Consider the following 21,917-nt stretch of genomic DNA (forward strand, 5'->3'; position numbering starts at 1 on the left):
CTCGCCCTGTCCGGCTCACCATGGCCGACCCTGGCCGGGCCCGGCGCGTCCTCTCAGCGCATGGCCCCGGACCGCAGCTCCACGGGCAGCGGCTGGTCGTGCACCACGGTCAGCCCGGAGACGGCTCGGGTCAGCACGACATACAGCCGGCGCAGACCGGTGCGCTCGTCCGGCTCGGCGGCCACGATGGCGGCGGGCTCGACGACGACGACCTGGTCGAACTCCAGGCCCTTGGCCAGCGTCGCCGGGACGAGCTGCACGCGTGGCGGCGGCTGATCCTGCGCAGCCTGCTCCGGTGCCGGATCCTCGGTGGCACGCACGCCACCCAGCACGGTGTGTTCCAGCCCGCCGGAGTCCAGGGCTCGTGCGGTGGCGCGCACCTCGCCGTCGGCGACGATGATCCCGACGGTCCCCGGCGCACCGGCCAGCGCGCCACGGGCCGCCGCGACGACCGCGGAGAGCAGCTGGCCACCGGCCGGGACCAGCTCCAGGCGCCCCCGGTTGGACCGGACGGACTCCGGCAGGGCCAGGTCGGGCGCGATGCGCGGCAGGAGACGCGCCGCATACTCCAGGACCGCGGCGGGGACGCGGAAACCGCGGGTCAGCTCCTCCAGGTGCGCTCCACTCTTGCCCAGGTGCTCCAGCGACTCGGTCCAGGAACGGGTGGCCCACGGGGTCGTGCCCTGCGCGAGGTCCCCCAGCACGGTGAGCGACCCGGTCGAGGCGCGCCGGCCGACGGCGCGCAGCTGCATGGGGGAGAGGTCCTGCGCCTCGTCCAGGATGATGTGGCCCAGGCTCGGGGTGCGCTCCAGGAAGTTGGCGATCTCATCGAGCAGGACCGTGTCGGCCGGGCTCCAGCGGGCCGCTCCCTTGCTCCGGGGAGGCCTGTCCCACAGGAGAAGTCCCTGCTCGTCCGCGGACAGGATGTCCTCCGCGGCCGTGGCGAGGGCGTCGGCGTCCGAGAACAGGGTGTAGAGCACCGCGGCCGGGTCGAGCGCGGGCCAGATGCGGGCCGCGTAGTCCCGGACCGGCTTGCTGCGCGCCACGGTGTCCTGGACGCGGTCGTCGGGGGTGTCTCCCGCCCGCTCCATCCGGACCAGCACGGCGTGCGCGAGGCGCTGGGGGAGCATCGCCCGGGCGGACTGGTAGGGGACCCCGCGAGCGGTGAGCTCGTCCACGATCTCCTGCACGTCATACTCCGGCACCCGCCAGCGGCGGGCCCCCCGCGGCACGACCAGCGCCTCACCGGCCCTCCCCACCCCGGACCACACCGCCCTGCGCAGCACCTGGGCCAGGCGTGCGTCGCCCTTGAGCGTGGCGACCTCGGGGGAGTCGGTGCCGCGGCTGGTGCCGGTGAGTTCCTCGACGGTCGTGTGGCCCACCTCGATCTCGCCGAGGGTGGGCAGCACCGCGCCGACGTGCTCGAGGAAGGCCCGGTTCGGCCCCACGACCAGGACGCCGGAGCGGGACAGCCGGTCGCGGAAGGAGTAGAGCAGCCACGCCGCCCGGTGCAGTCCGACCGCGGTCTTGCCGGTGCCCGGGGCGCCCTGCACGCAGATGGTCGTGGTGACGTCGGCGCGCACGATCTCGTCCTGCTCGGGCTGGATGGTGGCGACGATGTCGCGCATCGGTCCGGAGCGTGGGCGCTCGATCTCGCGCGCCAGGATCGAGCTGTGGCCGGCGTCGGGCAGGTCGCCGTCCTGCGGGGCCGCGAGGTGCTCGTCCTCGTATGCCGTGAGCTGGCCGCGGTCCACGCCGAACCGGCGGCGCAGGGTCACCCCCATCGGTTCCCGGGGGGAGGCGCGGTAGAACGGGGTGGAGACCCCGGCCCGCCAGTCCACGACGACCGGCTCGCCGTCGGCGTCGGAGATGTGCCGGCGACCGATGTAGTGGCGCTCGACCGGTGATGACAGCCCGGCCCCGGTGTCGATCCGGCCGAAGAAGAGGGTGCTGGACGGGTCGTCGCGCAGGGACTGGGCCCGGCGCCAGAGGGTGTAGGCGAGGTACTCACCGGCCATCTTGTCGCCGGCCTGGGCCTGGAGGCCGAGGGTGTGCTCACGCATCCGGGCCATCTCGGCCCGGGCGCTGCGCAGGTAGTCCTGCTCCCGGGCGAGCTCCGGGTCCGGTGCCGGGTGTCTGGGTGGGTCGGGTGCCGGGTCTGTGGGGCCGACGGGATCAGGAGGGTGGGCGGGCGAGGACATGAGAGGGCCACCTCGGATCGGAGAGGGGACGGGGAGAAGGCGACCCTAGCCGATCCGAGGTGGCCAGAACAGGGGTTTAGGAGTCGGCGCGCACATCCAGGGTGACGGTGACGTGCTGCGTCTCGCCGTCGCGGATGTAGGTCAGCTCGACCTCCGAGCCCGCGGTGCGCTGCCGCACCTGGGCGACCAGCGCCAGGGAGCCGTTGACACGCTCGCCGTCGATGTGGGTGACCACGTCCCCCTCCTTCAGGCCCGCGCCGTCGGCCGGCGAGCCGGGCTCGACCATCGTGACGCCCGCGGCGTACAGCGTGGCGCCGTCCTGGTCCGCGGTGGCGTCGCTCAGCCCGATGCCGAGGAAGGCGTGCTCGGCGGTGCCGTCCTCGATCAGCTGCCCGGCGATGGAGGACACCTCGTTGACCGGGATCGCGAAGCCGATGCCGATGTTGCCCGCCTGGCCGCCCATGGCGCTGGACAGGCTGGCGATCGAGGAGTTGATGCCGATCAGGGCCCCGCTTCCGTCCACGAGCGCGCCACCGGAGTTGCCGGGGTTGATCGCGGCGCTGGTCTGGATGGCGTTGGTGACCACCGGCTCCGCCTGTGCCATGGCGCCGGGCTGCATACCCTCAGCGCCGGCCTGCTCGGTCGTCACCGGCCGGTCCAGGGCGCTGATGATGCCGGTGGTGACCGTGCCACTCAGGCCCAGCGGGTTGCCGATCGCCATGACGGGGTCGCCCACGGCGAGCGTCTCGTCGTCACCGACGGTGATGGGGTGCAGGTCCTCGGGCGGGGAGGTGAGCGTCAGCACCGCCAGGTCGGTCGACGGGTCGGCCCCGGCGATCTCGGCGCTGTAGGACCGGCCGTCTGCGAGGGTCACCTGCACCTGCTGCGCCCCGGCCACCACGTGGGCGTTGGTGACGATGTGCCCGTCCTGGTCCCACACGACACCCGAACCGGCGCCACCCCCGGCGTTCGACTCGACGCTGATGGCCACCACGCTCGGGGAGACGTTGGCGGCGACGCCGCCCCAGTCGGTGGAGGGGGAGTATGCCGCCGGGCTGGCGTTGGCGCTCGTGGTGGCCGCCGCGGCGTCCAGGACCACAGGCTGCTCGTCCTGACTCGCCTGCACCACGGCATACGTCCCGCCGGAGGCCAGGATCGCGGACAGGAGACCCACCGCGGTGACCTGTGTCCACATGGTCGGGTTCGTCCTGCTCATCGTTCGTCTCCTTCGTCCTCGGCTGGGCTCGCGGTCGGTTCGCTGCTGCGGCCCACGTGTCTAGAGAACACCGGCGACCTTCCAGAACCCTGGGTCACGTCTGGCTGTTTCCTGTGAATCACTCACCGCGCACCAGATCAGGGCGCCGGAGTGTCGATGTGCGGGGTGCCCGTCCGTCATGGGGGTGAGGTCGCGACCGCGGCCTGGCCGACGCGCGAGGTCGGCCGCGACCAGAGAGGATCGACACATGACGGAATACATGGTGGTGATCGTGGGCGACGCCGACCGGTGGTGGTCGACGATGAGCCGGCAGGAGCGGGCCGACGGCTATGCGGAGTACACCCGCTTCGGTGAGGAACTGACCGGGCGGGGCCACCGCATCACCGGCGGCGCCGAGCTGCACGCGACGACGGAGGCGCGCACCGTCCAGCCGGGTGGCCAGCAGGTCACCGACGGACCCTTCGCGGAGAGCGCGGAGCACGTGGGTGGCTTCTACCTGGTGGAGACCGAGGACGTCGACGACCTCACCGAGTGCTGCAGGATCATCGCGGCCCTGGGTGACGCCGTCGAGATCAGGCGCACGGTGTCGCCGGAGGACCGGGCGGACTCCACACGGGAGGAGGCGTCATGAAGTTTGTGGTCCTCCTGATGTCCGAGGGTGAGATGCCCGCGTGGGACCGGCAGACGCCGGAGCAGCAGGCTGCCGCGATGCAGCGCCACGACGACTTCGGCGCCGCGTGCCGGGACCGCGATGGCGTGAGCATCCTGGCTGGAGAGGCCCTGGACGGGCTCCCGACCGTGGTGCGCGTGCGTGGTGGTGAGCGGAGCGTGACCGAGGGTCCCTACGCGGAGGCGGTTGAACAGCTCGGCGGCTTCTACCTCATCGAGTCGCCCGACCTCCAGACCCTGCTGGAGCTCACCGAGGCCCTGCCACCGTACGACCTCCAGATCAGCCCCGTCGGTGAGGTCGACGCAGCGCCATGAAGCGCTATCTGATCCTGATCGCCTACGAGCCGTGGGACTGGGGCTCGGCGACGGAGGAGACGCGGGCGGCCTTCTTTGCGCAGCACAGTGCGTTCTCGGCCTTCGTCACCACCCACGGCAGGGAGGTGGCCAGTGCTGCCCTGGACGACACGGACACGGCCACCACCGTGCGGCACGTCGACGATGAAGTGGTGGTCTCGGACGGCCCCTTCGCCGAGACGGTGGAGATGATCGGCGGCTACTACGAGGTGGAGCTGCCCGACCTGGACACCGCGATCCAGGCGGTGTCGCTGCTGCCACCGTCCTACTCCCTGGAGATCCGCCCGATCGTCACGATCACGTGATCCCGCACCACGTGGGGCACGACACGTGAGTGGCGCGAGCAAGGACGCACTCGAGCAGGTGGTGCGCGAGGAGTGGGGACGCCTGACCGCCCTGCTCCTCGCGCGCTACCGGCGGCTCGACCTGGTCGAGGACGCGCTGGGCGACGCTGTCGAGGCCGCGGCGCGCACCTGGCCCGCGGACGGGGTGCCCGACAATCCCGCCGCCTGGCTCAACACCGCGGCGAGCCGTCGTGTCCTGGACAGGCTGCGGGCAGAGGCGATGCGGCAGCGGCGTGGCCCGCTGCTGCTGACGGAGGCCGAGCGAGGGCAGGAGCGGACCGTGGTGATGGCCGACACCGGTGACCTCGTGGAGGACGACGTCCTGCGGCTGGTGCTCATGTGCACCCACCCGGCACTGGCGCCGGAGGCGGCCAGTGCGCTCGCGCTGCGGCTGGTCCTGGGCGTCAGCACCCATGACGTGGCGCGGCTCTTCCTGGTCCCGGAACCGACGATGGCTGCGCGCATCACCCGGGCCAAGAAGAAGATCGTCGCAGCCGGCATCCCGTTCTCCGTGCCACGGGCCGATGTGCTCCCCGATCGGCTCGACACGGTCGCGCAGACCGCCTATCTCGCGTTCACGGCCGGCTATGCCCCAGGAAGCGGGGCGGATCTGCTCCGCGCCGACCTGGCGGGTGAGGCCGTGCGGCTGGTGCGTGTGGTGCTGAGCCTGCGACCCACCGAGCCGGTGCTGGTGGCGCTCCTGGCACTCATGCTGTTCCAGCACTCCCGCCGGGACGCGCGGGTCGGTGCCGACGGAGGTCTGGTGCTGCTCGCGGACCAGGACCGCTCCCGGTGGCACACCGAGGAGGTCGAGGAGGCCGTGAGGCTGCTGCGGACGCTCGGTCCGGCCCGGGTCGTGACGCAGCAGTGTGCTGCCTACGTCGTGCAGGCCCGGATCGCGGCCGAGCACGCGACCGCCGAGACCGCCGCCAACACCCGGTGGGACCGGATCGTCGGCCACTACGACGTCCTCCTGCAGATCATGCCGTCACCTGCGGCCCGGCTGGGCCGTGCCGTCGCCCTGGCCGAGGCCGAGGGGCCGCGGGCCGGCCTCACCGCCCTGGACGACGTCCACCTGCCCGGCAGCCACCGGCCGGCTGCCGTCCGCGCCGAGCTGCTCGTCAGGGCAGGCTCGGCCAGCGAGGCGCGCGAGGCCTTCCGCGAGGCGATCGCACTGTGTCGCAACGAGGCCGAGCTGCACTACCTACGCGAACGCCTGGCCGCGCTGGCCACCTCGGACTGATCCGGACCCAGCCCGTTGCCGTCGGGTCAGGCGTGCTGCGAGGCTGGACCGGATGCGGGTGCCGCGAGCTGGACCGTGCGCGGGAGCTCGACGCGGAAGGTCGCGCCGCCGCCGGGCGTCGGCCGGTGCCGGACGGTGCCGCCGTGCCGCCCGACGATCGAGGCGACGATGGACAGGCCGAGGCCGGTGCCGCCACCCCGGCCAGCGCCCCGGGAGCGCGAGGGGTCGGCGCGGTAGAACCGCTCGAAGACGCGACTGGCTGCCTCGGGCGGAATGCCCGGACCGTGGTCCTGCACCTCGATGACGGCGGCCGTGGGAGTCTGCCCGACCAGCACCTCGACCGACGTGTCGTCCGGAGTGTGCGACACCGCGTTGGCGACCAGGTTGGTCAGCACCTGGCGCAGCGCGAAGTCATCCCCGGGCACGACGACCGGTCCGTTGGCGGCACCGTAGCGGCGCAGCGAGATGACCCGGTCGGGAGCCCTCACCAGCGCGTCCTGCACCACATCGTTGGCCACGACCACCAGGTCCACGTCGCCGTGCGGCCGGTGGGGCGTGGTGTCCAGCCGGGTGAGCAGCAGCAGGTCCTCCACGAGCCTGGCCATCCGGGAGGACTCGTCCTCGATGCGGCGCATCGCACCGGCCACGTCCTCCGGGTCGGTGACGCCACCGACGCGGTACAGCTCGGCATACCCCTTGACGGTGGCCAGCGGGGTCCGCAGCTCGTGCGAGGCGTCGGCGACGAACTGACGCATCCGCGCCTCGGACGCCTCCCGGACGGCGAACGACTGCTCGATCTGGGCGAGCATGGCGTTGAGGGACTGCGAGAGGGAGGCCACCTCGTCGTTGGCGTTGCGCTCCGGGATGCGGCGGGTGAGGTCCCCGGCCGCGATCGCGGCGGCGGTGTCCTCGATGCGAGTCAGCGGGCGGAAGGCGCGGCGCACCGCGAACCAGCTGATCAGGGCGACGGCCAGGAGGGTCGCCAGGCCGACCACGGCGGTCAGGATCAACAACCGGCTCACCGTGTTGGTGACCGTCCAGAGCGGCAGGGCCACCGCGACGGTGCCCTGCTCGCCGGTGATGCTGTTCTGGTAGGTCTGCACCAGCACGCGCCACTGCGACGTCCCGTCCACGGAGTCCACCGTGAACGGCCCCGCGCCGACGCTCTGGTCACGGATCGAGGTCCAGCCGATGTCTGGCTCCTGGCCCTGCGTGCTGCTCACCGAGGTGCTCTCGATGAGCTGGCCCCGCATGGGGCCGCTGATCAGCAGGTAGTACGGGATGGGGTCGCGCGGCGTGCGCGGCTGCTGCCCGCTCACCCGGAGCCAGGCGTCCTGGGCCAGCGGCTGGCTGTAGGCCTCCAGGTCCCGGTCGGTCTTGTCGGCCAGGTAGTCACGCATCAGGGTGGCGGTCAGCACGGTGGTGATGACGTATGCCGTGAGCACCAGTGCCACGACGACCGTCACCAGACGCGCCGTCAGCGACAGGTCGTGCAGCCGCGAGACGGCGGACCGGCGCGAGTTGCCGAGCCAGCCCATGAACGTCAGTGTCCTTCGGTGTCGCGCGGTTCGCGCAGCACGTAGCCGACGCCTCGCTTGGTGTGGATCAGCGGCTCGCCCTCGGTGTCGATCTTGCGGCGGAGGTAGGAGATGTAGGACTCGACGATGCCCATCTCGCCACGGAAGTCGTAGTCCCAGACATGATCCAGGATCTGCGCCTTGGACAGCACCCGGTTGGCGTTGAGCATCAGGTAGCGCAGGAGCTTGAACTCGGTGGGGGAGACGTCGATGACGCGGCCCGCCCGGGTGACCTCGTGACGGTCCTCGTCGAGCTCGAGGTCGGCGACCCGTAGCACGGTCTCGTCGTCGTCGGGCACCATCGACTGGGTCCGGCGCAGCACGGCGCGGATCCGGGCCACGACCTCCTCGAGGCTGAACGGCTTGGTGACGTAGTCGTCCCCGCCCACGGTCAGGCCCTTGAGCTTGTCGTCCAGGCTGTCGCGCGCCGTGAGGAACAGCACGGGCAGGTCGCGGCCCTGGTCACGCAGCCGGCGGGTGACCGTGAAGCCGTCCATGTCGGGCAGCATCACGTCCATCACGGCCAGGTCGATCTCGTGCTCCTCGGCGAGCCGCATCGCGGTGTTGCCGTCCGGGGCCGCGTGCACGGCGAAACCGGCGAACTTCAGGCTCGTGGTGAGCAGCTCACGGATGTTCGTCTCGTCCTCAACGACGAGCAGGGTTGCCTCGGGTGCACTCATGACACCAGTGTGTGACCGTTCACTGAGAGCTTCCTGAGAATGTGCTGGGGCTAGGGGGATACCTGCGGCACGACCGGCTCCGACGCGAGGAGGTCCAGCCCGAGCTCATAGGACATCGCGCGGGCCGCCAACTGCCCACGCACGCTGTTGCCCTCGCGGTCCAGGGGCGGGGAGAACGAGCCGAGGGCGCCCTTGCCCGGGGAGACGGCCACGATCCCGCCACCGATGCCACTCTTGCCGGGGATCCCGACCCGCATCAGCCAGTCGCCGGAGGTCTCGTAGAGCCCGGCGACCGTCATCACGACCAACGTCGCCCGGGCCACCTCCGCGTCGACCACGCGGACACCGGTGAGCGGGTTGACCCCGCCGTCGGCCAGCGTCGCTCCCATCACGGCCAGGTCCACGGCCGTCACTTGCAGGCAGCTCTGGCGCGTGTAGAGCTCAACGGCTGTCAGCGGGTCCTCGTCGAGCGCGCTGAGCTCGCGCAGCAGCATCGCCAGCGCCCGGTTGCGGAAGTTGGTCTCCCGCGCGCAGGCCAGCACGTCCTGGTCGAGGTCCAGCTCGTGCCCGGCGAACCGGGAGAGACCCTCCGCCAGCCCCTCCCAGCGCTCGTCCAGGCTCGTGCCGGTGAACAGGCTCGTGGTGGCGATGGCCCCGGCGTTGACCATCGGGTTGGTGCGGCCGTCGACCGTCCGCTCCACGGCATACGCGGAGTTGAAGGGCAGGCCCGTGGCATCCACCCCCACCCGCTCGATCACGGTGTCGATGCCGACCGCCTGGGCGGCCAGGGCGAAGGCGAACGGCTTGGCGACACTCATGATCGTGAACTCGACGCGGGAGTCGCCCACCTCCTGGGTCGACCCGCTCACCCCGACCAGTCCGAGCCCGAAGTGCTCTGGGCGCGCCCGCTCCAGCGACGGGTACACCCGGGAGACCTGCCCGTCGACGACGTGGCGGTAGCGCTCGTGGGTGGCGCGCAGGATCTCCCCGCGCGCCCGGTGCCCCGGCAGGTCGCCGGTCGAGGTGTAGCGGTGCCCGACCGCGACCTCCTCCTGGTCGGCCACCCGACTGACCCGCGACTAATCCTGCGCGGACGGTGCGAAGCCCAGCGCGAGCTCGATCAGCAGGCGCGCACCGAAGGCTGTCGGCCCCTTGTTGAGCCAGCTCGCGGCGGCCGAGGACTGCGCGGTCCCGGCGATGTCGAGGTGTGCCCAGGGCACGCCGTCGACGAACTCCTCGAGGAAGAGGCCGGCATGGATCGAGCCGGCGTTGGCGCCGCCGATGTTCTTGATGTCCGCGATGTCGGAGTCCAGCTCCTTGCGGTAGCTGCGGATGAGCGGCAACCGCCACACCTGCTCGTCGGTGAGCTCGGCCGCGGCGCTGACCTGGGCGGCCAGGGCGTCGTTGTTGGCGTACAGGCCGGCGACCTCCTCGCCGAGGGTCCGCAGGCACTGCCCGGTCAGGGTGGCGATGTTGACGATCGCGTCGACGCCCTCCTCGACGGCCAGCACGAGCGCGTCGGCCATCACGAGCCGGCCCGTGGCGGTGGCGGGACCAGGGTGGAGAACGCTACCGGGTGCGCCGACTACCTGTCGACAACCCGACGGGGGTTGCGGCCGGGGAACCTCAGACCAGTTCGAGGGTGCCGAGGTCCTCGGCGTCGACGATGCGGTAGGCATAGCCCTGCTCGGTCAGGAACCGCTGCCGGTGGGCGGCGAACTCCGCGTCGACGGTGTCCCGGGCCACGATCGTGTAGAAGTGCGCGGTGCGCCCGTCGCCCTTGGGTCGCAGCACGCGCCCGAGGCGCTGGGCCTCCTCCTGGCGGGAGCCGAAGGTGCCGGAGACCTGGATGGCGACCGAGGCCTCGGGCAGGTCGATGGAGAAGTTGGCCACCTTGCTCACCACGAGCAGCTGGATCTCGCCCGTGCGGAAGGCGGCGAACAGCTTCTGCCGCTCGGCGACCGTGGTCTCGCCGGTGATCAGGGGTGCGTCCAACCGCTCCGCGAGCGTCCGCAGCTGGTCGAGGTACTGGCCGATCACCAGGGTCTGCTGGCCCCGGTGCCGCTCGACCAGCTGGTCGACGACCCTGTCCTTGGCCGGCGCGCACGAGGCGAACCGGTAGCGCTCGTCTGGCTCCGCCACGGCATACGCCATCCGCATCGAGTCCGACAGGGTGACCCGGACCTCCACGCAGTCGGCGGGCGCGATGTAGCCCTGCGCCTCGATGTCCTTCCACGGCGCGTCGTAGCGCTTGGGCCCGATGAGGGTGAACACCTCGGACTCGCGGCCGTCCTCGCGCACCAGCGTCGCCGTGAGCCCGAGGCGGCGCCGGGCCTGTAGGTCAGCCGTCATCCGGAAGATCGGCGCCGGGAGCAGGTGCACCTCGTCGTAGACGATGAGTCCCCAGTCGCGGGCGTCCAGCAGGTCGAGGTGCTTGTAGACGCCGCCCCGCCGCGTGGTCAGCACCTGGTAGGTGGCGATGGTGACCGGGCGGATTTCCTTGCGGGAGCCGCTGTACTCCCCGATCTCGTCCTCGGTCAGGCTGGTGCGGGCCAGCAGCTCATCGCGCCACTGCCGCGCGGACACCGTGTTGGTCACCAGGATCAGGGTGGTGGTGGCGGACCTGGCCATGGCGCCGGCGCCGACGAGCGTCTTGCCCGCCCCGCACGGGAGGACGACCACGCCGGACCCGCCGTCCCAGAAACCGTCGACGGCCTGCTGCTGGTAGGGCCGCAGCGACCAGTCGTCCTGCCGCAGGTCGATGGGGTGCTTCTCGCCGTCGACGTAGCCCGCGAGGTCCTCCGCGGGCCAGCCGACCTTGATCAGCTCCTGCTTGAGGTGACCCCGCTCGGAGGAGTGGACGACCACGGTGTCGGGGTCGAGGCGCTCACCGGTCAGCGGCTTGATCTTCTTGTGCCGCAGGATCTCCTCGAGCACCGCGCGGTCGGTGGTGCGCAGCAGCAGCCGTCCGGGCTCGGTGGAGTCGTCCTTCTCCAGCGTGAGACGACCGAACCGGTCCATCGTCTCGGCGACGTCCAGCAGCAGCGAGTTGGGCACCGGGTAGCGGCTGTGCCGCACCAGGGCGTCCACCACCTGCTCGGCGTCGTGACCGGCGGCCCGGGCGTTCCACAGACCGAGTGGGGTCACCCGGTAGGTATGGACGTGCTCGGGGGCCCGTTCGAGCTCGGCGAAGGGCGCGACGGCGCGGCGCGCCGCCTCGGCGTCGGGGTGGTCGACCTCGAGGAGCAGGGTCTTGTCGGACTGGACGATCAGTGGGCCATTCATCGTGGGGTCAACGGTATGCCGCCCCGCCGGCATTCCGGACACCTCCCCTCCACCGTGGTCGGGTCTGCGAAGATCCTGTCCATGGGTCTCGTCGCGCAACGGAGGCTCGTGGCGGTGGGGGCGCTGCTCCTGACGGTCTTCGCGATCTGGCGGGCCGGCATCGGGGCCGACTTCGGGGACGGCACCCACGTCGTGGCCCTGGCGATGCGGATGGCCCAGGGGGACATGCCGCTCGCCGACGAGATGAACCTGCAGGCGCTCGGCTCGCTGCCCGCGGTCCCGTTCACCTGGGTGTGGCTCTCGACGGTCGGGGTCGACGGCATCGTGCTGGCCTCCCGGCTCTGGTATGTCGCTCTCGCCCTGCTCGCCGGTGTCCTCGGCTACCGGGCGCTGCGCACCGGGTTCGGCCCGGTCGGCAGCTTCGTCGCGGTGACCCTGATGATGCTGCCCACCCCGTACAGCCTGCTGGTGACCAGTTACAACACCGTCCCGGTCCTCGGTCTGGCATTGGCCACCTGCACCGCCTTCGCGGCGTGGCGCGTGCGCAGCGGCCGGTGGGCCGCCCTGAGCGGGGTCGCCCTGGCGCTCACGGCGCTGGCGCACCCGGCGATGGTGCCGCCGGCGATGGTGCTGCTGGCGATGGTCGTCGTCGTGGGGCGCGGGCCCGTGGCCCGCGGCGTGCTCACCGGCGCGCTCGGCACGGCGCTGGTGATCGTCGTGGCGGTGGCGCTGGGCCCCGGCGTGGGGGCGCTGGGCGAGACCCTGCGCTACACCGCCGAGTACCAGTCGGCTCGACTCACGGCGTTTGAGCGCCTCACCCTCTCGGCGGAGATGCACAGGAACGGCCTGCTGGTCTGGCGGAACGTGCCGGCGTTGCTGCTCGCCGTTGCGGCCGGGCTCCCGTGGACCTCGCAGCGGTGGCGTGCGCTCCTGGCCACGGGCTCGGTCGTGGCCCTCTCCATCGCCGTCGTGGGCGCCTCGCTGCAGCAGCCGCCGACCGAGGAGCTGCTGCTGGGCTCGGTGGCCGCCGCCCTCGTCGTGCTGGCGGCGGTGCTCCTCCTGCCGTTCCTGGTCACGGCCCGCGACCTCGGCGAGGACCGGCTGCGCGTTCTCCTCGTGCTGACCGCTCCCACCGCGGTCGTCGGCTTCGTGGCCGTCTCGCTCGTCTCCTCGGCCAGCGCGAAGTGGGGGGTGGCTGCCGCGCCCGTGCAGCCCCTGTTCGGTGCCGCGGCACTGGTGGTCCTGCTGTTCGTGGCGCGGCACCACGTCCGGGCGGTGGCGCTGCTCGCCGCACTCGCGCTGCTCGGATCGTTGGTCGTCGTCCATCCGATGCGCTCCTTCCGCGACGTGCAGCCGCACCGGCTCGACGGGCGGGTGGAGGACGGGCCGCTGGCAGGTCTGCTGACCCATGAGGCCTATCTGCAGGAGGACTGCGAGCTGCGCGCAGCGGTGAGGGACTGGGTCGACCCCGACGACAGCGTCTTCTTCTGGGCCGCGCCGGCGGGCTATGTCTACGCGGACGCCCCGATGAGCACCCACAACATCTGGGTGGCCGACTTCGGCGCGGCCAGTGCCGCCGGTGTCGAGTGGATGACCCGCACCGACCGCTGGCCGGACGTCGCGTTCGTGCACGCGGGTGCCCTCGCCTCGGCGGGCGGCTGGGAGGCGCTCGCGGCGCGCGACCCGGTCATCGCGCGCCTCGACGCCCACTACGGCGAGCCCACGGAGGTCGACGGCTTCGTGGTGCTGCGCCGCGACGGTGGCGTCCGGGCCGACGGGCCCGCCCCGCAGGGGTGCTAGGAGACCCCCCGGCCCACGTCATACAGCCACGGCGCGCCGACGCGGAGCTGCTCGTCGAGGAAGGGAGCGAGCGACCGGGCAAAGGTCGCCGTGAGGTGGCTGTGGTCCCGGTAGACCAGGACGTTGCCGATGACGGCCGGGCACCACTGCTCCGTGCACAGGTAGTCGGTGAGGTCGACGGGCACGACGTTCTCCGGGCGAGCGGGGTCCTCGGCCACCGGGTAGCGCGGACCCAGCACCGCGTCCCGGGCCTGGCCGCAGGACGTCGCGTCGCCGCCGTCCTCCAGGCAGCGCGGCACGTTGCCCGCCATCCGAGCCGTGTCGCGGATCGCGATCACCGGGATGTCGTGCCCGGCGAGCTGGGCCCACACCTCCTGGAACCCGAGTGAGTAGCGCTCACGGTCTCCGGTCGTCGTGGTCCCGATGGTGACGACGCCATCCGGTGCCAGGTCCACGATGTCGGCGAGTGCGCTGACGTTCCAGGCCTGGCAGCTGGCCGACGTGGGCTGGTCGGTCTCCTCGGAGAACTGTCCGCTGTTGCTCGTCAGCTGGCACGCGGACTTGTCCATCACCAGGACCGACCACCCGTACTGCTCGGCCAGCACCTCGAAGGCCGGTTGCCACATGTGCGCGTGGCTGCCGCCGGTGATCAGCAGGGTCCGGGTGGGATCCGCCACGTCGTCGGTGCAGAGCAGCACCTCCGCCGTCTCGGGTGTGTCCTCGTGGGACTGGACGCAGTCCTGGTCGTAGGTGCTGGGCTTGTCCTCCCGTGCGACGGCGGGCGAGGGCACCGGATCGGTCGGGTCGACCTGGGCCGCGCCCGGAGCCATCACGGCCGCCCCGGGGTGCTCCGGCGACCGCACCGCGGCGGCCGCGAGCTCGGCGCGCTGGTCGTCCTCGAGCCGCTCCTGCCAGAAGGTCAGCGCCACCGCGCCCGAGGCGACCACCACACCGCTGACCACCAGGACGAGCATTCGTTCGCGGGCACCGCGCAGCTGGTGGCCGGTGATCGGACGCTCGACCAGCCGATTGGTCATCGAGGCCAGCACCAGTGAGGCCAGGACGACCATGACCGCGGTCGGCAGGTCGGCGCGCTCGGCGCCCTGTCGGTGCAGGGTGAAGACCAGAAGCGGCCAGTGCCAGAGATACAGGGGGTAGGCCACCGTGCCGAGCCAGGTCAGGGGTCGCGTCGTGAGGGCGCGGTCGGCGCCGAACCGGGAGTCGGTCCGCCCGGCCAGCAGGACCAGCAGCAGGGAGGCCACCGGCCAGAGGGCCCACGGTCCCGGGAAGAGCTGGGCGCCGTCGAAGAGGAAGCCGCAGGAGACCAGCATGGCCACGCCCACCCAGCCCAGGATGATCCGGACCGGCCGCGGCGCCAGGTGCCCACCGGCGGCGAAGCCGATCAGGAGGGCGAACAGGCCGGCGAGGCCCAGCTCCCAGAGCCGGGTGCCGGTGTGCAGGTAGGCCACCGCCTGGTTGCGCTCGTGCTCGTGGACGGCAAAGGCGAACGAGGCCGCGGTCAGCACGGCCACGACAACCCCCGTGACCGCCAGCGGCGACCGGTTGAGCCGACGGGCCAGCCACACCGCGCCCACGATGACGCCGAGCCACACCAGGTAGAACTGCCCCTGGACCGACAACGACCAGAAGTGCTGCAACGGGCTGGCGTCCGGGCCGGCCGCGCCATAGACGAGCTGGGAGTCGATGAGCTCCCAGTTCTCCCGGTAGAACAGGGTCGCGCGCAGTTCCCGCGCGAGCTGCGGGTGGTCGCTCCGGGGCAGCACCCAGTGTCCGACGACAGCGACCGCAGCGAGGGTCAGGACGGCTGGTGGCAGGAGGCGTCGGGCCAGCTGGGCGAAGTATCCGCGCAGGTCGAGCCGGCCGCTGCCCGCAGGACGACCGACCACGGCCCGACGGAACAGCGAGGCCGTGAAGAGGAAGCCCGAGATCGCCAGGAAGACGTCGATGCCACCTGACACTCGGCCGGCGCCGAAGACGTGGAAGAGCACGACGAGCAGGATGGCCAGCCCCCGCAACCCGTGCAGCTCAGGTCGATAGCGGCTCGCCGGCAGGGCGGGCTGTGTCCCGGAACTGACCTCGGCAGCATCCGAGGAGCGATGGTGGGACACGGCTGGGAACCTAGCACCGGACGGCCGCCCGACGGTGCTGTGACCGAAACGCGGTGGCCGCTGCGGCGTGCCGCGACACACAATGACCTGGTGCGTGATGACCTGGTGCGTGCAGAGCCGGCGCCCCCGCAGACCCTCGTCCTCCTCGAGGGTCCCAGCGACGTGGCCGCGGTGACCGCTCTCCTGCCCCGCGGCCCACGCGAGACGGACGACGGCCCCGTGCGCACGGCATACTCCCTGGTGGACCTGGGCGGGGTGACCAATGTCGGGGCACACCTACTCAGGGCCGCCGCTGCGCGGCCCGCCCCGCGCGTGGTGGGGCTCTGTGACGCCGGGGAGTCGCGGGTCGTGCTGCGGGCGCTGCAGCGTGTCGGCCGCGAGGTGACCGAGGTGGACGACCTGCCGGCCGAGGGGTTCTTCGTGTGTGAGCGGGACCTGGAGGAGGAGCTGATCCGGGCGCTCGGGACCACGCGGTGCCTCGAGGTGCTCGCTGACCAGGGCCTGGCGGCGCGCTTCGAGGCGTTCAGCAGGCAGCGCGCCTGGGCCGGGAGGCCGCTGACCGAGCGGCTCCACCGGTTCAGCGGGATCGCCTCCGGTCGCAAGATCCTGCTCGCGGGAGCGATGGCCCGGGCCCTCGCGCCGGACCGGGTGCCGGCGCCGCTGGCCGGGCTGCTGCGACGCCTTCAGGAGGCCGGGTCACGGGCCTGAGAGAATGGCGTCATGACCAGCAGGACACTGCCGATGACCGAGCCGGCCGCGGGATTCCCCGAGCAGGTCACCATCTACGAGGTCGGCCCGCGCGACGGCCTGCAGAACGAGCAGGCCGTGGTGCCCGTCGAGGTCAAGGCGGAGTTCGTGCGCCGCCTCGTCTCCGCCGGCCTGCAGACGGTCGAGCTGACCTCGTTCGTCCCGCAGAAGTGGGTGCCCCAGCTCGGCGACGCCGAGGAGCTCCTGGACCTGCTCGGACCCCTTGCCGCAGGGCAGCAGCGGCCCGTCCTGGTGCCCAACGAGCGGGGGCTGGACCGCGCGCTGGACAAGGGCGTCAGGGCGGTCGCCGTCTTCGGGAGCGCGACCGAGACCTTCGCCCGCAAGAACCTGAACCGCTCGGTGGCGGAGTCCCTGGAGATGTTCGCGCCCGTGGTGAAGCGCGCGCTGGATGCCGGGGCGTGGGTGCGCGGCTACGTGTCGATGTGCTTCGGCGACCCCTGGGAGGGTCCGGTCCCGGTCTCCCAGGTGGTGGAGGTCTGCTCCCGGCTGATGGACCTGGGCTGCGACCAGCTGTCCATCGGGGACACCATCGGCGTCGGCACCACCGGCCACGTCAGCCGGCTGCTCGAGGCGCTGGACGCCGCAGGGATCGGCGTCGACCAGATCGGGGTGCACTTCCACGACACCTACGGGCAGGCGCTGGCCAACACGGTGGCGGCGCTGTCCCACGGCGTCAGCGTGGTGGATGCGAGCACCGGCGGGCTGGGGGGCTGCCCCTACGCGAAGTCGGCCACGGGCAACCTGGCCACGGAGGACCTGATCTGGACCCTCGACGGGCTGGGCATCGAGCACGGCGCCGACCTGGACGCGCTGGTCGAGACGAGCGTGTGGATGGCGGGCCAGCTGGGCCGCCCGTCCCCGTCGAGGGTGGTCAAGGCGCTCGCCGGCGCCTGAGTATGCCGTGAGGAGCGTCGGCAGCGACGCGCCTCAGGACTCCGGGTCGAGCGGGATCTCCTCCGGAGCGTCCACGTCGTAGTCGAAGTCGCCGCCGGAGGGTCCGCCGGCCACCGACTCCACGTCCTCGTTGGCCGCCCAGGACACGTCGTCGCCCCCGGCGTCCTCGAACTCTCCTGCGGTCTCGATGAGCAGACCCTCCTCGGCGTTGTCGAAACCGGGGATCGAGGTGGTCAGGTCGGCCGCCGGCGCCTCGGTCGCGGTGGCGTCATCGTCGGCGGTCGACTTCGTGTCACCCACCTCGTCCTTCTTGTGGTTGGCGTTGAACAGGCCGCCTGCGATGCTCACGGTGCCTCGTCTCCTCGTCGGTCTGGGGCGTGCGGCTTCGACGGTAACCGGCTGCGGAGATCGAGGCCAGTGCTGAGCGGATCCGGACCGACGAAACCCCTGCAAAAAGGCGGGAACGGAGCGCAAAACCACTCTCAAAATTCGGGGTGGGGCCGGGAACGCTTACGGTGGTGCCAGTCCCCGATCCGAAGGAGCATCGCTGATGAAGTCCGGAGTCCGCCGCGAGTTCATGAACCCGCAGGTCCGCCCGCAGGACGACCTGTTCGAACACGTCAACGGCGGATGGCTCGCCAGCACCGAGATCCCGCAGGACAAGGGGCGCTACGGCGCGTTCGACATCCTGCGCGAGAACGCCGAGGCCGACGTCCGCGCCCTGATCGAGGAGAGCGCCGCCGCGGCCGACGAGGCGGAGCCGGGCAGCGCCGAGCGCCAGGTGGGGGACCTCTACGCCTCGTTCATAAACACCGAGCGGATCGCCGAGCTCGGCACCGGGCCACTGACCGAGGACCTGCGCTCCATCGCCGCGGTGAGCGACCCCTCCGGGGTGGTCCGCGAGTCGGCCCGGCTGCAGCGCGGCGGCGTCGACCCGCTCGTCCACCTCTTCGTCACCGCCGACGCCGGCAACCCGCAGGAGTACATCGGCTACCTCCACCAGGGCGGGCTGGGGCTGCCCGACGAGGCCTACTACACCGACGACGAGCACGCCGCGGCCCGGGAGGCCTACGTCACCTACCTGGGCCGCCTGCTCTACCTGGCCGCTCCCGCACTGGCCGAGGCCGGGCTCGACCTGGGTGAGGACCCCGCGCAGCGCGTGTTCGACCTGGAGACGCGGATCGCCGCGGGCCACTGGGACCGGGTGACCGCCCGCGACGCGGTCAAGTCCTACACCCGGTGGTCCCGCGCCGAGCTCACCGAGGGCACGCCGGGCTGGGACTGGACGGCGTATGCCGAGGGGCTGGCTCTGCCCGACGGAGCCCTCGACCACGTGGTCGCCCGGCAGCCGGACTTCCTGGCGGCCGTCGCGGAGGCGCTCCGCGACGTGCCGGTGGCCGACTGGCGCGCCTGGCTCACGGTGCGGCTGCTGGACAGCAGCGCGCCCTACCTGACCGAGGACTTCGTCGAGGCCGCCTTCGACTTCCACGGCCGCACCCTCACGGGCACCCCGGAGAACAAGGACCGCTGGCGCCGCGGGGTGGCCCTCGTGGAGGGCCTGATCGGCGAGGAGGTCGGCAAGCTCTACGTCGAGCGGCACTACCCGCCGGAGGCCGGGGAGCGGATGGCCGTGCTCATCGACAACCTGATGGCCGCCTTCCGGGCCCGCATCTCCGAGTTGGAGTGGATGGGGGAGGAGACCCGCGCCAAGGCCCTGGAGAAGCTGGCGGCCTTCCGGCCCAAGATCGGGCACCCGTCCCGCTGGCGGGACTACTCGGCATACTCCGTGGACGCTGGCGATCTCCTCGGCAACGTCCGTCGGGGCAGCGCCGTCGAGTTCGACTACCAGGTCGGACGGATCGGCGGCCCCATCGATCAGGAGGAGTGGATGATGACTCCTCAGACGGTCAACGCCTACTACCACCCGATGCTCAACGAGATCGTCTTCCCGGCCGCCATCCTGCAGCCGCCGTTCTTCGACGTGGAGGCCGACGACGCCGTCAACTACGGGGGGATCGGGGCGGTCATCGCCCACGAGGTCGGCCACGGCTTCGACGACCAGGGCTCCCGCTACGCCGGGGACGGCTCGCTCACCGACTGGTGGACCGAGCAGGACCGCGCCGCCTTCGACGAGCGCGCGCAGCAGCTCATCGCCCAGTTCGACGACCTGGAGTCGCGCAGCGCCCCGGGCACCAAGGTCAACGGCGGGCTCACCGTCGGGGAGAACATCGGCGACCTGTGCGGCCTGGCGGTCTCCCTGCACGCCTACCGGTTGGCCAGCGACGGGGCGGCCCCCGAGATCGACGGATGGACCGGTGACCAGCGGTTCTTCCTCGGCTATGCCCAGGTCTGGCAGGGCAAGGCCCGGCTGGAGGAGGCCAGGCGGCTGCTCGCGATCGACCCGCACGCCCCCTCCGACCTGCGGGCCAACCTGGCGCGCAACGCCGATGCCTTCCACGAGGCGTTCGGGGTGAACGAGGGGGACGGCATGTGGCTGGCCCCGCAGGACCGCGTCCGGATCTTCTGAGGGTCCGGTGAACGGCTCCACGACGCTGGCCACCGTCCTGGTCGACGAGCTGGTCCGGTGCGGCGTGCGCGAGGTGGTGCTGGCGCCGGGGTCGCGCTCCGCGCCGTTGGCGTATGCCGTGCAGCAGGCCGAGCGGGCCGGTCGCCTCCGGCTGCACGTGCGGGTGGACGAGCGGTCGGCGGGGTTCCTGGCGCTGGGGCTGGCCAAGGTGAGCCGGCGTCCTGCCGTGGTGATCACGACGTCCGGCACGGCCGTGGCCAACCTGCACCCCGCGGTCCTGGAGGCGCACCACGCGTCCGTGCCGCTGGTCGTGCTCAGCGCCGACCGCCCCGAGGAGCTGCGCGGCACCGGGGCCAACCAGACGACGGTGCAGCCCGGGATCTTCGGGCGCGCCGTGCGCTGGGAGCACGACCTCACCAGTTCTTGGGGAAGTTCTGTGCGCCTCTCACGCGATTTTGGGGAGATCCTGCACGCCCACCCCGGGTGGCGCACCACCGTGGACCGGGCGTGGGCGGCCGCGGTCGGTGCCCTGGGCGGCACCCCGGGGCCGGTGCATCTCAACGTCGCGTTCCGCGACCCCTTGGCGCCGGACCTCGACGCCAGCCCGGCCCTCCCGACCGAGCTGGCCGGACGTGCCGACGGCGCACCGTGGACCGCGGTGCCCACCACGTCGCCGCAGCCCCGCTCGGGCGGGCCGGGAGCTGGGGAGCGCCCGGACCCCGTGCCGACGCTCATGGTGCTCGGTGACCTGCCCGACCCGCGCCTGGCCGAGGAGGCCCTGACGGTCGCGGTGGCCCGGGGCTGGCCGGTGGTCGCCGAGCCGTTCGGCGCGGGTGACCGGGGCACCGTGCTGCCGCACGGCTCGCTGCTGCTCACCGCCGAGGACTGGCTGGACGACCACCTGCCCGAGCGGGTCCTGCTCGTGGGTCGCTGCACGCTGAACCGGGAGACCGGGGCGCTGCTGCGGCGACCGGCCGTGCGGGTCGAGGCGGTCACACCCACGGGCACCTGGCCGGACCCCTCGCACGCCGTGGCGCAGGTCCATCCGTGGGGTGCCCTCGCCGAGTGGGCGGCGGATGAGGCGGGCCCCCCGGAAGCGCAGGGCTCGTGGGCGACGCTGTGGCACCGAGCCGGCCAGGCGGTGGCCGAGGCGGTGCGGCCGTTGCTCGAGGACTCCTGGCCGTCCGGACCCTTCGTAGCGCGAACGGTGCTCGACGCGCTCGCCGACGAGGATCTGCTCGTGCTCGGGTCGTCCAACGCCGCCCGTGACGCAGACCGGGCCGGCCTCGCCGGACGGCGCCTGCTGGTCACCGGCAACCGTGGTCTGGCCGGCATCGACGGCACCAATGCCACGGCCGTAGGCATCGCGCTGGCCGCTCCCGACCGGCGGGTGGTGTCTCTCGTGGGGGACCTGACCTTCCTGCACGACGTGAACGGTCTCCTGCTCGGCCCGGACGAGCCGCGGCCCGACCTGACGGTCGTGGTCCTCAATGACGACGGCGGCGGCATCTTCGGGACGCTGGAGTATGGCGAGCCCGCCCGGGCCGGCGACTTCGAGCGGGTCTTCGGCACCCCCACCGGAGCGGACCTCTCAGCGGTTGCCACGGCATACTCCCTGGGGTTTGAGCGGGTGGGCAGCGCAGGTGAGCTGCGGGCCGCGCTGCACCGACCGGCTGAGGGGATCCGGGTGATCGAGGTCGTCGTGCCGCGGGACGGGCAGCGGGCCCTGCGTGAGCGGCTGACCCAGGCCGCCGCGGCTGCTCTCGGCTGACGACGCGTGTGGACTACTCGGTGATCGTGTAGATGATCGTGTAGATCGACGGTGCGGGACAGAGCTCCTGCAGCTCGATCACCGCGGCGCCGACGAGCTCGTGGCTCAGCGGGTCCCAGGGTGGCGTCATGACCGACTCCGGGGCGCGCTGCATCTCGGCCACGAAGGTCTCCAGGGAACGCGCCGGCACCGTCTCATAGCCCTCGTCCCCGGGCATGGGCTCGATCCCGACCTCGCCGTCCTCCTCGGTGACGGTGTAGCCCAGCTCGGCCATGCACTCGTGGCGCCGGTCCTGGGCGGCGAGGACCTGCTCGTACTCCGCCTGACGGTCCACACCGGTGCGCGAGGTAGTCTCGCCGGTCTCATCAGCCGTGTGGCTCGTCCCGGCACACCCACCCAGCAGGAGGGCAGCCAGGACGATGCCGATGGAGCCGGGGCGGGCAATCATGGCCAGCAGCC

Annotated in this window: 19 protein-coding genes; 9 read left to right on the plus strand and 10 right to left on the minus strand. The window is 72.2% G+C overall.

All coding sequences use genetic code 11. The features are described from left to right. Window positions 1-53: 53 nt before the first annotated feature. On the minus strand, window positions 54-2,072 hold the full coding sequence (locus tag MWU75_RS01625) for an AAA family ATPase (RefSeq protein WP_247088115.1): 2,019 nt from the start codon (window positions 2,070-2,072) through the stop codon (window positions 54-56). 205 nt (window positions 2,073-2,277) lie between these two features. Further along, complete coding sequence (locus tag MWU75_RS01630) at window positions 2,278-3,417, minus strand: trypsin-like peptidase domain-containing protein (protein WP_247087794.1); 1,140 nt, start codon at window positions 3,415-3,417, stop codon at window positions 2,278-2,280. A 247-nt stretch (window positions 3,418-3,664) separates the two neighbouring features. On the opposite strand from MWU75_RS01630, the gene MWU75_RS01635 reads away from it, so the two are divergent. Genes MWU75_RS01635 through MWU75_RS01650 form a run of 4 tightly spaced genes read left to right on the plus strand, consistent with a single transcriptional unit; the run spans window position 3,665 to window position 6,027 of the window. Then, entirely contained in the window at window positions 3,665-4,048 is a 384-nt protein-coding gene (locus MWU75_RS01635; RefSeq protein WP_247087796.1) for a YciI family protein, read from the plus strand. After that, on the plus strand, window positions 4,045-4,401 hold the full coding sequence (locus tag MWU75_RS01640) for a YciI family protein (protein ID WP_247087798.1): 357 nt from the start codon (window positions 4,045-4,047) through the stop codon (window positions 4,399-4,401). Before MWU75_RS01635 ends, MWU75_RS01640 begins: the two co-directional genes overlap by 4 nt. Then, window positions 4,398-4,745 carry a YciI family protein gene (locus MWU75_RS01645; protein ID WP_247087800.1) on the plus strand — a complete coding sequence of 116 codons (348 nt, stop codon included), beginning with the start codon at window positions 4,398-4,400 and terminating at the stop codon, window positions 4,743-4,745. The genes MWU75_RS01640 and MWU75_RS01645 overlap by 4 nt, the downstream gene beginning before the upstream one ends. Window positions 4,746-4,770: 25 nt before the next feature. Beyond that, a complete protein-coding gene (locus MWU75_RS01650) occupies window positions 4,771-6,027 on the plus strand; it encodes a DUF6596 domain-containing protein (RefSeq protein WP_247087802.1) in 1,257 nt (418 codons plus the stop codon). Window positions 6,028-6,053: 26 nt separating this feature from the next. Here the strand turns inward: MWU75_RS01650 and MWU75_RS01655 are convergent, their stop codons facing one another. Genes MWU75_RS01655 through MWU75_RS01675 form a run of 5 tightly spaced genes read right to left on the minus strand, consistent with a single transcriptional unit; the run spans window position 6,054 to window position 11,569 of the window. Beyond that, the gene (locus MWU75_RS01655) at window positions 6,054-7,565 is read right to left on the minus strand and encodes a HAMP domain-containing sensor histidine kinase (RefSeq protein ID WP_247087804.1); all 1,512 of its coding nucleotides are present in this window, start codon (window positions 7,563-7,565) and stop codon (window positions 6,054-6,056) included. A gap of 5 nt (window positions 7,566-7,570) precedes the next feature. Continuing rightward, complete coding sequence (locus MWU75_RS01660; protein WP_247087806.1) at window positions 7,571-8,284, minus strand: response regulator transcription factor; 714 nt, start codon at window positions 8,282-8,284, stop codon at window positions 7,571-7,573. A gap of 50 nt (window positions 8,285-8,334) precedes the next feature. Then, on the minus strand, window positions 8,335-9,348 hold the full coding sequence (glsA, locus tag MWU75_RS01665; RefSeq protein WP_247087808.1) for a glutaminase A: 1,014 nt from the start codon (window positions 9,346-9,348) through the stop codon (window positions 8,335-8,337). A 15-nt stretch (window positions 9,349-9,363) separates the two neighbouring features. Continuing rightward, window positions 9,364-9,963 carry a hypothetical protein gene (locus MWU75_RS01670; RefSeq protein ID WP_281496639.1) on the minus strand — a complete coding sequence of 200 codons (600 nt, stop codon included), beginning with the start codon at window positions 9,961-9,963 and terminating at the stop codon, window positions 9,364-9,366. Further along, entirely contained in the window at window positions 9,911-11,569 is a 1,659-nt protein-coding gene (locus MWU75_RS01675) for a DNA repair helicase XPB (RefSeq protein WP_247087812.1), read from the minus strand. The genes MWU75_RS01670 and MWU75_RS01675 overlap by 53 nt, the downstream gene beginning before the upstream one ends. Window positions 11,570-11,650: 81 nt before the next feature. Between MWU75_RS01675 and MWU75_RS01680 the strand changes: the two genes are divergently transcribed. Further along, entirely contained in the window at window positions 11,651-13,369 is a 1,719-nt protein-coding gene (locus tag MWU75_RS01680) for a hypothetical protein (RefSeq protein WP_247087814.1), read from the plus strand. Here MWU75_RS01680 and MWU75_RS01685 read toward each other — a convergent pair. Next, entirely contained in the window at window positions 13,366-15,498 is a 2,133-nt protein-coding gene (locus MWU75_RS01685; protein ID WP_247087816.1) for an acyltransferase family protein, read from the minus strand. The genes MWU75_RS01680 and MWU75_RS01685 overlap by 4 nt on opposite strands. Window positions 15,499-15,588: 90 nt before the next feature. Here MWU75_RS01685 and MWU75_RS01690 point away from each other — a divergent pair, with 90 nt between their 5' ends. Together MWU75_RS01690 and MWU75_RS01695 are read left to right on the plus strand one after the other, a co-directional pair. After that, on the plus strand, window positions 15,589-16,206 hold the full coding sequence (locus MWU75_RS01690; RefSeq protein WP_247087818.1) for a hypothetical protein: 618 nt from the start codon (window positions 15,589-15,591) through the stop codon (window positions 16,204-16,206). 12 nt (window positions 16,207-16,218) lie between these two features. Then, window positions 16,219-17,160, plus strand: coding sequence for a hydroxymethylglutaryl-CoA lyase (locus tag MWU75_RS01695; RefSeq protein ID WP_247087820.1), 942 nt, complete (start codon window positions 16,219-16,221; stop codon window positions 17,158-17,160). A gap of 33 nt (window positions 17,161-17,193) precedes the next feature. On the opposite strand, the gene MWU75_RS01700 is transcribed toward MWU75_RS01695, so the two are convergent. Further along, a complete protein-coding gene (locus MWU75_RS01700) occupies window positions 17,194-17,508 on the minus strand; it encodes a hypothetical protein (RefSeq protein ID WP_247087822.1) in 315 nt (104 codons plus the stop codon). A 202-nt stretch (window positions 17,509-17,710) separates the two neighbouring features. Here MWU75_RS01700 and MWU75_RS01705 point away from each other — a divergent pair, with 202 nt between their 5' ends. Further along, window positions 17,711-19,687, plus strand: a complete 1,977-nt coding sequence (locus MWU75_RS01705; RefSeq protein ID WP_247087823.1) for a M13-type metalloendopeptidase — start codon at window positions 17,711-17,713, stop codon at window positions 19,685-19,687. A gap of 7 nt (window positions 19,688-19,694) precedes the next feature. Further along, complete coding sequence (menD, locus tag MWU75_RS01710; protein ID WP_247087825.1) at window positions 19,695-21,458, plus strand: 2-succinyl-5-enolpyruvyl-6-hydroxy-3-cyclohexene-1-carboxylic-acid synthase; 1,764 nt, start codon at window positions 19,695-19,697, stop codon at window positions 21,456-21,458. Between the two features lie 13 nt (window positions 21,459-21,471). On the opposite strand, the gene MWU75_RS01715 is transcribed toward menD, so the two are convergent. Next, a complete protein-coding gene (locus MWU75_RS01715; protein WP_247087827.1) occupies window positions 21,472-21,906 on the minus strand; it encodes a hypothetical protein in 435 nt (144 codons plus the stop codon). Window positions 21,907-21,917: the final 11 nt, after the last annotated feature.

The sequence above is a fragment of the Ornithinimicrobium sp. F0845 genome (assembly GCF_023015765.1).
Classification (GTDB): Bacteria; Actinomycetota; Actinomycetes; order Actinomycetales; family Dermatophilaceae; genus Ornithinicoccus.

Excerpts from the sequence above, each read along its gene's own strand:
- MWU75_RS01630 (WP_247087794.1), bottom strand. The coding sequence starts at position 3,417 with ATGAGCAGGACGAACCCGACCATGTGGACACAGGTCACCGCGGTGGGT.
- MWU75_RS01655 (WP_247087804.1), bottom strand. The coding sequence starts at position 7,565 with ATGGGCTGGCTCGGCAACTCGCGCCGGTCCGCCGTCTCGCGGCTGCAC.
- MWU75_RS01705 (WP_247087823.1), top strand. The coding sequence starts at position 17,711 with ATGAAGTCCGGAGTCCGCCGCGAGTTCATGAACCCGCAGGTCCGCCCG.
- MWU75_RS01680 (WP_247087814.1), top strand. The coding sequence starts at position 11,651 with ATGGGTCTCGTCGCGCAACGGAGGCTCGTGGCGGTGGGGGCGCTGCTC.
- MWU75_RS01645 (WP_247087800.1), top strand. The coding sequence starts at position 4,398 with ATGAAGCGCTATCTGATCCTGATCGCCTACGAGCCGTGGGACTGGGGC.
- MWU75_RS01660 (WP_247087806.1), bottom strand. The coding sequence starts at position 8,284 with ATGAGTGCACCCGAGGCAACCCTGCTCGTCGTTGAGGACGAGACGAAC.
- MWU75_RS01715 (WP_247087827.1), bottom strand. The coding sequence starts at position 21,906 with ATGATTGCCCGCCCCGGCTCCATCGGCATCGTCCTGGCTGCCCTCCTG.
- MWU75_RS01675 (WP_247087812.1), bottom strand. The coding sequence starts at position 11,569 with ATGAATGGCCCACTGATCGTCCAGTCCGACAAGACCCTGCTCCTCGAG.
- MWU75_RS01695 (WP_247087820.1), top strand. The coding sequence starts at position 16,219 with ATGACCAGCAGGACACTGCCGATGACCGAGCCGGCCGCGGGATTCCCC.
- MWU75_RS01625 (WP_247088115.1), bottom strand. The coding sequence starts at position 2,072 with ATGGCCCGGATGCGTGAGCACACCCTCGGCCTCCAGGCCCAGGCCGGC.
- MWU75_RS01635 (WP_247087796.1), top strand. The coding sequence starts at position 3,665 with ATGACGGAATACATGGTGGTGATCGTGGGCGACGCCGACCGGTGGTGG.
- MWU75_RS01640 (WP_247087798.1), top strand. The coding sequence starts at position 4,045 with ATGAAGTTTGTGGTCCTCCTGATGTCCGAGGGTGAGATGCCCGCGTGG.
- MWU75_RS01670 (WP_281496639.1), bottom strand. The coding sequence starts at position 9,963 with ATGCCTACCGCATCGTCGACGCCGAGGACCTCGGCACCCTCGAACTGG.